General features: G+C 63.1%; 4 protein-coding genes. All 4 read left to right on the forward strand.

All coding sequences use genetic code 11. The annotated features are described in order from the left end of the window. A partial coding sequence (locus EN964_RS30100) for an ATP-binding cassette domain-containing protein (protein ID WP_127277112.1) occupies positions 1–565 on the forward strand: 565 nt, incomplete at its 5' end. A gap of 54 nt (positions 566–619) precedes the next feature. Further along, positions 620–1,420, forward strand: coding sequence for a transporter substrate-binding domain-containing protein (locus EN964_RS30105; RefSeq protein WP_023811511.1), 801 nt, complete (start codon positions 620–622; stop codon positions 1,418–1,420). Positions 1,421–1,624: 204 nt separating this feature from the next. Further along, entirely contained in the window at positions 1,625–2,290 is a 666-nt protein-coding gene (locus tag EN964_RS30110) for an ABC transporter permease (RefSeq protein ID WP_164749059.1), read from the forward strand. Beyond that, the gene (locus EN964_RS30115) at positions 2,290–3,099 is read left to right on the forward strand and encodes an ABC transporter permease (RefSeq protein ID WP_027039831.1); all 810 of its coding nucleotides are present in this window, start codon (positions 2,290–2,292) and stop codon (positions 3,097–3,099) included. Before EN964_RS30110 ends, EN964_RS30115 begins: the two co-directional genes overlap by 1 nt. Positions 3,100–3,112 lie beyond the last annotated feature (13 nt).

Here is a 3,112-nt window from a genome sequence, read left to right on the forward strand (position 1 = left end):
GATCAAGCTCAAGGCCGACAGCCACGGCCACACCATTCCGGCCGACCGCAAGCAGATCGAGCGCATCCGCTCCAAGCTCGGCATGGTGTTCCAGAACTTCAACCTGTGGAGCCACATGACGCTGATCGAAAACGTCATCGAAGTTCCCGTACATGTGCTTGGCGTCAAGCGCGATGTGGCGATCGGCGAGGCCGAGAAACTGCTCGCCCGTGTCGGTCTGGCCGAAAAGCGCGACGTCTATCCGGCCTATCTGTCGGGCGGCCAGCAGCAGCGCGCGGCGATCGCCCGTGCGCTGGCCATCAATCCGCGCGTCATGCTGTTCGACGAGCCCACCTCCGCACTCGATCCCGAGCTGGTCGGTGAAGTGCTGAAGGTGATCGGCGACCTGGCGCGCGAAGGCCGCACCATGGTGCTGGTCACCCACGAGATGAAGTTCGCCCGCGAGGTCGCGACGCATGTCGTCTATCTCTACAATGGATTGGTCGAGGAAGAAGGCCCGCCCGAGCAGATCTTCGGCGCGCCCAAATCCGAAAGGCTGAAGCAGTTCATCCGCAACATCGGCTAGAACAGGCCGGGACGGAAGAAAACCGGGAACCAACAACAAACTGGGAGTTATGAAATGAAGACCGTTCTGAAGACATTTGCCGCAGCGCTGCTGCTCGGCGTCGCAGCCATGGGCGTGGCCAAGGCCGATCCCGTCAAGATCGGCGTCGCCGCCGAGCCTTATCCGCCCTTCACCTCGCCCGATGCTTCGGGCAAGTGGGTTGGCTGGGAGATCGACTTCATCGATGCCGTCTGCGCCGAGGAGAAGCTCGATTGCGTCATTACCCCGGTCGCCTGGGACGGCATCATCCCGGCACTGACGACCAAGAAGATCGACCTCATCGTCTCCTCGATGTCGATCACCGCCGAGCGCGCGAAGACGATCGATTTCTCGGACAAGTACTATAACACGCCGACCGCGATCATCGGCCCGAAGGACCAGAAATTCGGCTCCGCCCCGGACGACCTCAAGGGCAAGATCGTCGGCGTGCAGGTTTCGACGGTGCACGCTGTCTACGCCAAGAAACATTTTGGCAGCACAGCCTCCGAGATCAAGGAATACCAGACCCAGGACGAAGCCAACAACGATCTTGCCGCCGGCCGCCTCGATGCGGTTCAGGCCGATTCCATCGCGCTTGGCGAGTTCCTGAAATCCGACCAGGGCAAGGCCTGCTGCGACCTGAAGGGCATGGTCGCTCCCGATGACGAAGTGCTCGGACCGGGCGTCGGCGCCGGCGTGCGCAAGGAAGACACCGAACTGAAGGGCAAAATCAACGCCGGCATCAAGGCGATCCGCGCCAACGGGAAGTATGACGAGATCTCGAAGAAATACTTCGATTTCGACATTTACGGCGGCGGCGGCGCGCAGTCGAACTGACGATCCTCGTATGAGCGGTGGGGTATGGCGTCAGCGCCGTGCCCCACCTGCCCGATCTTTCCCAGGCATGTTTGCCGCCGACGCAGCCGTCGGCGGTTGGCCAGCACTTCGGGGGCGACGCTGATCGACGCACTTCTTTCGGCCTCCGCGGCCGGCATCACCGAGCTTCTCTCGCCCTACCCGCCAGGCTGGGGCGGGACGCTTCTGGTCGGGCTGCTGCACTCCATCGAGATCGCGCTGGGCGCCACGTGCCTCGGCCTTCTGATCGGCACCGGCGGCGCCTATGGCAAGCTTTATGGCGGGCCGGTGGTGCGCGATCTCCTGGCGGTCTACACCACCATCGTGCGGGCTGTGCCCGAACTGGTGCTGATCCTGCTGCTCTATTACGCCGGAACCGACCTGATCAATCAGGCGCTGACGGCCATGGGCTATCAGCGCGTCGACGTGAGCGGCCTTGCCGCCGGCATCGCCGTGCTCGGCTTCGTCCAGGGCGCCTATTCGACAGAGGTGATACGCGGCGCGATCCTGGCCATTCCGCAGGGCCAGATCGAGGCCGCCCGCGCCTATGGAATGTCTCCGGGCCTGCTGTTGCGGCGCATCACCTTGCCGTCAATGCTGCCCTTCGCCATACCGGGCCTCGCCAATCTCTGGCTGATCGCCACCAAGGATACCGCGCTATTGGCGGTCGTCGGCTTCTACGAACTGGCGCTGGCGACGCGGCAGGCGGCGGGTGTCACCAAAGCCTATTTCACCTTCTTTTTCGCGGCGGGCGTGCTCTATCTGCTTTTGTCGCTGTTCTCCAACCTCGTCATCGGCCGGGTCGAGACCTGGTCGCGGCGCGGCATGCCTTCGCTCAAGGAGGCGCGCTGATGGCCAACGAGGCTGCCATCATCAACGTCGTCGCGCGAACATCGCTGTGGCTGCAGCCGCACCGCATCGTGCTGATCCTGATCGCACTGGGCCTTGTTTTGTCGGCTGCCTTTTTCATGCGCTGGGACTGGCTGCCGCAATATTATGAAATGGGCTTGATCGGCATCTGGCGGTCGCTGTGGATCCTGGCCGTCACCTGCGTGCTGGGCTTTCTGCTCGCCGTGCCGCTCGGGCTGGCGCAAGCCGCCGGCTCATTCTGGTTCGCCGCGCCTGCCAAGGTGTTCTGCACGGTGATCCGGGGCACGCCGCTGCTGATCCAGCTCTGGCTGCTCTATTACGGCCTGGGTTCGCTGTTCCCGCAATATCCGTGGATCCGCGAATCCTGGATGTGGCCATATCTCAGGCAAGCCTGGCCCTATGGCGTGCTGGCGTTGACCCTGTCTTTCGCCGGCTATGAGGGCGAGGTGATGCGTGGCGCCTTTGCCGGTGTGCCCAAGGGACAACTGGAGGCGGCGCGTGCCTTCGGCATGAGCCGCTGGAAGGCATTCCGGCGGATCTGGCTGCCGCAGGCCATCTACCGGGCGCTGCCGACGCTGACCGGCGAGACCGTGCTGCAGTTGAAATCGACGCCGCTGGTGGCAACGATCAGTGTCATCGACATCTTCGCCGTTTCGTCCAAGGTGCGGCAGGACACCTACCTCACCTATGAGCCCCTGCTGCTGCTGGCGCTGATTTACATGACGATCACCGGTATTCTGGTCTTCGCCTTCAGCAGGATAGAGGCCAGGATCCCCAACAAGATTGGCTAGAGGGGAGTAGGGG

The organism is Mesorhizobium sp. M7A.F.Ca.CA.001.10.2.1 (assembly GCF_003998575.1).
Classification (GTDB): domain Bacteria; phylum Pseudomonadota; class Alphaproteobacteria; order Rhizobiales; family Rhizobiaceae; genus Mesorhizobium.

Coding starts and splice junctions, on each gene's coding strand:
- EN964_RS30115 (WP_027039831.1), top strand. CDS start 2,290: ATGGCCAACGAGGCTGCCATCATCAACGTCGTCGCGCGAACATCGCTG.
- EN964_RS30105 (WP_023811511.1), top strand. CDS start 620: ATGAAGACCGTTCTGAAGACATTTGCCGCAGCGCTGCTGCTCGGCGTC.